The sequence below is a fragment of the Paenibacillus sp. AR247 genome (genome assembly GCF_002968895.1).
Taxonomy (GTDB): Bacteria; Bacillota; Bacilli; order Paenibacillales; family Paenibacillaceae; genus Paenibacillus_AQ; species Paenibacillus_AQ favisporus.
The window spans coordinates 122,868-129,537 of record NZ_PCZT01000006.1; the positions used below are offsets into that span (position 1 = coordinate 122,868).

Sequence of the window (6,670 nt, forward strand, 5' to 3'; positions counted from 1 at the left end):
GACTCGCCGACATTTGCCCGGTCGTGCTGGAAAGCGGTGCGATCCGGAAGGCGGGCGCATTTTTAAAAGACCAGGATTACCGCCGCGTAATCGTCACGGCTGACAAGAATACCTTTGCAGCCGCCGGCGAACAGCTGATGGAATCCGTTACGGAAGCAGGGGTTGACGCAAGCGTTACGTTCATTTCCTCTGATGAGCAGGGCGATGTCATCGCCGACGAGCGGTCAATTGTGCAGCTGCTGCTTGACGTGAAATCCACTAAGGCAGATGCGGTGGTTGCGCTCGGATCAGGAACGCTGCACGACGTATCCAGATTTGCCGCATACTCGGCAGGTATCCCGTTTGTATCCGTGCCGACCGCCCCATCGGTGGACGGATTTAATTCCAAGGGAGCGCCGCTCATTATCCGCGGCGAGAAAATCACGATTCAATCGATCGGCCCGGCGGCGATTTTCGCCGACCTGGATATTTTGACGGCTGCGCCGCGGACGATGGTCGCCGCCGGCTTCGGGGACATGCTGGGCAAATGCACGTCGCTGTTTGATTGGAAATTCGGGAGTCTGACGGCGGATGAGCCTTATTCCGAAATTGTGGCGGAGATGACGACCAAAGCGCTGCAGCAGTGTGTGGATCACATCGACGCGATCGCGGACCGTACGCCGGAAGGAATCCGGGTGCTGACGCAAGCTTTGATCGAGTCCGGTTTTGCCATGCTGCTGTTCGGCCAGTCGCACCCGGCTTCCGGAGCGGAGCACCATTTATCCCATTATTGGGAAATGGCGTTTTTGCGTGAAGGCAGAAGGGCGGTACTGCATGGGGCCAAGGTCGGCGTCGCCTGTGCGGTAAATTTCGCAGCTGTACCACCGGCTGGACGCGGAAATTCAGGAGCTGGACATCGATTCGGAGCTGCTGAAGCGAAGCCTCGCGGAAGCCGACCAGATCCGTCCGAACCGCCATACCCTGCTGCGGGCGGTGAACGATCAGCGGCGAAAGTGATTAAGATTGGCAAACGTTGCAGCGATTACGCTCTGGTGAAAAAATTGGGCGATCATGAATATACTCAAATAAGGGCCGCCGGTATGGCGGCTTTTTTGCGTTTTCATGGTTTGGGACAATTTGATGTTTTTTTGTTAGCTTCTCGCCAGGAAGGAACAGCCTGAGCGAGAGATGATTGTTTAGTTGTGTAAATGAAGGAAGCCGGGAAGGGCGTACCCGATCTTTATATCGAAAAGTATTCGCTAGGCGTGTAATCTACTTTAATCTAAGATGCGAAGGGCTCATTTCTCATTAGAGAAAGGGCCTATTTTGCGGTGAAATAATATTTCACGGACCTAGGAGCGTATGTGTTGTATTCACTCGGTATGATGAAAGGACGAGGTAATGTTTACTGCTGAACCTAAGGCAGTGTAGTATTGCCAGGCAGTGAGTTAATACTCACTGCCTTATGTTTTTCTGTACAGAGCAAAGCGATTGTACAGCAGCATTACCCACCCCTTACAGCAGCGAGTGTTTGGAGGGTCGAGCGCCTTTGGCTTTGTGCGAAGCACAAAACAAGAAAGCGAGACCGGCCAAACAGGAGCAGCCCCAAACAGGAGCAGCCTGCACTTTTTTACAATTACCATAAAAGAATATTATTACTTCTGAAATAAAATATTATTTCAAAAACCGTTGACCGGAATGAAATTTATCGTTATTATGAAATCAAGAAATAGAAGTCAACACGGATAGGGGGATGGCTATGGATGAGTATCTGGCGGGGTTAACGACAGAAGGGATCAACGATAAAACATTGAGTATAGATGAATGTTCAACCGAAGAGATGGTTCGCCTGATGAATGAACAGGATTCCAAGGTTCCGGCTGCAGTCGCTGCAGAGATACCGCAAATTGTAAGGGCGGTGGACACACTCCATCATGTGCTGAAGAATGGTGGAAGAATGTTTTACGTTGGGGCTGGATCTTCCGGCAGGCTCGGTGTGCTGGACGCTTCTGAATGTCCTCCCACGTTCGGCGTGGATCCCTTGCTGGTACAAGGACATATTGCCGGAGGAGACGGAGCACTGAGAACTGCTGTTGAGGGTTATGAAGACAATGCTGAGGAGGGGGTCGCTTTAATTGAAAGGTGCGGCGTGACAGACAAGGATGCGGTTATCGGCATCAGCGCCAGCGGAAGCGCGACATTCGTCATCGCTGCCTTGAAGAAGGCAGGGGAAATCGGAGCCGCTACGATCGGCGTCGTCAATAACAAAAATTCCAAAGTGGAGCACGTCTGCGACGTATGCATAGCACCTGTCGTAGGGCCGGAAGTGATCATGGGATCAACCAGATTAAAAGCGGGGACTGCACAGAAAATGGTCCTGAACATGCTGACCACCTGTACGATGGTGAAGCTGGGCAAGACCTACAACAATCTCATGGTGGACTTGAAAGCAAGCAATATCAAGCTGCGGGACCGATCGGTGCGTATCATAAAGACAGCAACCGGGGTCGATGACAAGACGGCACTTTCCTATTTGGAAAGCGCTTCCATGAATTGCAAGCTGGCCATTATGATGATCAAAACCGGCTTGGACGCCCAGGCGGCGGAACAAGCGCTGGATCAAGCCGAGGGGAGCCTGAAGAGGGCGATCCGCAATTTTTCGAAAGTGGTCTAATACCAAAGGATATCCTTGAGGAGGCATGTTGTTCATGAAGAAAAGAATGCGTGTATTAGCATCCGTATTTGCCGTAAGCATGGCACTGACCACACTGACGGCCTGCGGCGGCAAAGGCGATTCCAAATCGGCCGAAGCGTCCGATCCGAACGCGAAAGATACCATTACGGCGCTGCTGCCGCCGGTATCGGGCAATTTCCAGGACACCTTCGCGGACATTCAAAAGGAATTTACGGAGAAATATCCGAACCTTACGCTGAAAATCGAACCTGCCAGCTGGGAGGACATGACGCAGAAGCTTGATACCCAGGTGAACGCCGGCAGCCCTCCGGACATTGCGTTTATCGGTTCCGACGGCATCTCCAAATATGTTGACCAAGGCATGGCGCTTGACATCAAGGACATCGCCACACCGGAAATGATCAACGATTACGACAAAGGACCGCTGGAATACATGAAGAAGGGCGACGGCCTGTACGGCTTCCCGGCTTATATGGAAGTCCACGCGCTGGGCGGCAACCGCGAGTTCCTCGAGAAGGCGGGCATCGATTGGAAAAAGGTACAGCAGCAAGGATGGACCTTCGATGAGTTCCGCGAAGCGATCAAGAAAGGCGTCGTTTCCGAAGGCGGCAAAACGTCCCGTTACGGATTCGTATTTGCTACCGCCGGCGTTACTTCGAAAGACTATTTGGGCATTCTGATCAAAAATGCAGGTATGCCTTCCGCATTTACGCAAGATTTGAAATACGCGTACACCAGCAAAAACTATCTTGAAGTACTTAAGGATATCCGCGCATTGATCGACGACGGCTCCATGCCGAAGGAATTGAGCTCCATCGACGCGGGTAAACGTTGGAACATGTTCCTGACCGGCCAAACGATGATCACCGGTAAAGGGATGGCGACCTTCGAAAAATCCGCAAACACGAACAATGAGAAAATCAAAGCCAACGACGGCAGTGCGGTCAAAGGCAGCATTCCTGTAACTTACACGGTTCTTCCGGTTCCGTCCTTCCTGGGCGAAAAAGCCGTTTCGAGCGTAGCCGTTGACGGTTACGTCGCATTCCGCGGCAAAAAGGAACCGAGCGAAGCCCATAAGCAAAACGTCGTGAAGGCGCTGTACTTCCTGGCCAGCGGCAAAGTGGCCGCAACCACGAACAACGACCTTTTCGTCGCACAAATTACGGAAAGCGGCAGAAAAGCGGCGGAAAGCATGACGGTTGAACGCGATGCGGACAACAAGGCAGCCGTTGAAACGATGCTGAAGAACGCAGCGCCGGCCCGTCCGGACATCCCGGCTGAGCTGGAAGCCAAAGCCATCAAGCTGGAGGACGAAGTGATCGTTCCGAAGCTGCAGGCGCTCATTGCCGGCGAGATCAAGCCGGAAGAGATGTACGATGCTGTCAAGTCCGCCGCGGTTTCCGCGTTCGGTGAAGACGGAGTAGTGAAAGACTAATCCCTGAATTAAGCGGATAGCCGTGTGCGGGTCACGCGGCTATCCGATATATAGGCTGTAAGAAGGGATAGGAAAGGAGTTTCGCAAAAGATGGCTCAACTAGCTAAACCGGCCAAAAGACGCAGAATTAGGGGAGACGGAACCTGGGCGTATGCTTTTATCGCCGTTGCTTTGGTGGTCTTCGCCATGTTTACCGCTTATCCGGTCGTGAGCGCGTTTATTATCAGCTTCCAGAAATACAAGCCGATCGGCTCAGAGTATGTGGGGTTCGATAACTACATCGCCACATTCAAGGATTCCTTGTTTTGGAAATCGGTGGTCAACACGGTCGTGTACACGATTTTAACCGTCCCCGTATCGTTAATCATCTCCTTCGCCATTGCGATTCTGATCCTGCCGCTGAAGAAAAAGCTGCAGACGACGTTCAAGGCGGTCTATTACCTGCCTGCAGTCGCTTCGGGTGTTGCGCTGTCGGTGGTATGGCTGTGGATCTTCGATCCGATGCCGGAAGGCATTTTCAACAAGCTGATCAGCTTGTTCGGCATCAGCAACCAGAACTGGCTTGGCTCCAGCGCCACGTCGATGTTCTCGCTGGTCCTGATGGCCTGGCTGTCCAGCCACGGCACCAGCATTATCATTTACTTGGCGGCGCTGCTCGGCATCGATTCCAGCTATTATGAAGCCGCCGATTTGGATGGCGCCAACTTTTTTCAGAAGCTGTGGTACATCGTCATTCCGAGCCTGAAGCCGACGACGCTGTTCCTGCTGGTTACCGGGGTTATCGGTTCCTTCCAGGTGTTCCAGAATGCGTACCTTATGACAGGCGGTGGCCCGGACAACTCGACGACGATGGTAGGTCTCCTGATCTTTAACAACGCCTTCAAGTACTTCGAATTCGGCAAAGCGGCAGCCCAGTCCCTCGTGCTCGCAGCGATTATCGCGCTGATCTCGTTGGTGCAGTTCAAGTTTATGGGCAAAGACGTGGAATATTAAGAAATACGTCGCTAAGGCGTCATTTCACAGAAGACAGACCGCGCTTCGCGGAAGTTTTTCTTGCGAGATCAGGATGCTTAAGCGAAAGAAGTTATACTTTCTGATCTCTTAAGTAAGGAGGAAGATCCGAACATGGCACTTTACAGCGAACATACCGGAAAGCCGGCGGCAAAGCGCGCCAGAAACGGTGTGATCATTATCATTTTGATCCTATTTGCATTAGCAACGATTTTCCCCATTTATTTCATGATCATGTCGTCCTTTGGCGATCCGATCGAAGCGGGGGCAGCGAACTATTCCCTGTTTCCGACCAAATTCACGCTGGACTCCTATAAATTCTTTTTTGATTACAGCGAATATTCGTACCGCTGGCTGCTGAACTCGCTGATCGTGGCGACGACGGTTATGGTATCGAATGTGTTTTTCGCCAGCCTGGCGGGTTACGCGTTTTCCAAAATCAAGTTTAAGGGCAGAACGGTTCTGTTTACGATCCTGCTGATTGCCATGATGATCCCTTATCAGGTGACCCAGGTTCCGCTTTACATTTTGATCGTCAACATTTTCAATATTCAAAACACCTACAGCGCCTTGATTTTGCCGGGCCTCGTCACGGTCTACAACATTTTCTTGGCCAAACAGTTCATGGGCAGCATTCCTGGGGAAATCCTTGAATGTGCCAAAATCGAAGGCTGCAACCAGTTCCAGATTTATTTCCGGATCATTCTGCCACTGTCCAAAACGGTGCTGGCGGTCATGGCCATCCTGACCTTTATGGACAGCTGGAACACGTTCTTCTGGCCGTTCCTCGTGACAAACACGATGGATATGCAGACGATTCAGGTCGGTCTGAAAAACTTCCGGTTTGCGAATACGACCTATTTTGCGCCGATGATGGCGGGTGCCACCATTTCCGCGCTGCCGATGTTCATCCTCTTCTTCAGCCTGCAAAAGTACTTCCTGGAAGGAGTCACGGTGGGAGCCGTGAAGGGCTGATATGGGGACAAAGGGGGGGAAAGCGGTGCTCCGACGTCCCCGGTATGCCGTTGGTCTGATGTCCGGGACGTCGGTGGACGGCATCGATGCGGCAGTCGTGGAAATCAACGGCAATCAGGAGGAGCCTCCAGGCGTGCGTCTGGTCGCTTTTGAAAATTCGCCTTACCCGGCGGGTGTCAGGGAAGACATTTTTGCTTTATTCGATCCATGCAATGCAACCGTTGACCGAGTTGGAAAAATGAATGTGCTTTTGGGAGAACTGTACGCCGAGGCGGCTTTGTCTGTGATTGGAAAGGCGGGGCTGTCCGCCGAGGACGTTTCAGTGATCGGTTCACACGGTCAGACGATCTACCATGCTCCAAGCATGGAGCCGTACCATGGCCGTAACGTACATTACACCGTGCAGATCGGAGAAGGTGCGGTCATCGCGGCAAGAACAGGGATTCCTTGCGTGTCGGACTTCCGGCCGGCGGACATGGCTGTCGGCGGTCAGGGAGCGCCGCTGGTTCCCTTTACCGAATATTTGCTGTACCGGGAGGAACACCGGACACTGCTGCTGCAGAACATCGGCGGCA

At 52.4% G+C, this 6,670-nt stretch carries 6 protein-coding genes; all 6 read left to right on the forward strand.

The features are described 5' to 3' along the window. Window positions 1-1,160 (forward strand): sn-glycerol-1-phosphate dehydrogenase (locus CPT76_RS05450; RefSeq protein WP_258168111.1); only part of this gene is annotated, 1,160 nt, incomplete at its 5' end. 578 nt (window positions 1,161-1,738) lie between these two features. Continuing rightward, the gene (murQ, locus tag CPT76_RS05455) at window positions 1,739-2,653 is read left to right on the forward strand and encodes an N-acetylmuramic acid 6-phosphate etherase (protein ID WP_105442182.1); all 915 of its coding nucleotides are present in this window, start codon (window positions 1,739-1,741) and stop codon (window positions 2,651-2,653) included. Between the two features lie 34 nt (window positions 2,654-2,687). Then, window positions 2,688-4,109, forward strand: coding sequence for an ABC transporter substrate-binding protein (locus CPT76_RS05460; RefSeq protein WP_105442183.1), 1,422 nt, complete (start codon window positions 2,688-2,690; stop codon window positions 4,107-4,109). 90 nt (window positions 4,110-4,199) lie between these two features. Beyond that, window positions 4,200-5,102, forward strand: coding sequence for a carbohydrate ABC transporter permease (locus tag CPT76_RS05465; protein WP_105442184.1), 903 nt, complete (start codon window positions 4,200-4,202; stop codon window positions 5,100-5,102). Window positions 5,103-5,234: 132 nt separating this feature from the next. Further along, window positions 5,235-6,095 (forward strand): carbohydrate ABC transporter permease, encoded by an 861-nt coding sequence (locus tag CPT76_RS05470; RefSeq protein WP_076171078.1) that lies wholly within the window; start codon window positions 5,235-5,237, stop codon window positions 6,093-6,095. 25 nt (window positions 6,096-6,120) lie between these two features. Beyond that, window positions 6,121-6,670 (forward strand): anhydro-N-acetylmuramic acid kinase (locus tag CPT76_RS05475; protein ID WP_258168112.1); only part of this gene is annotated, 550 nt, incomplete at its 3' end.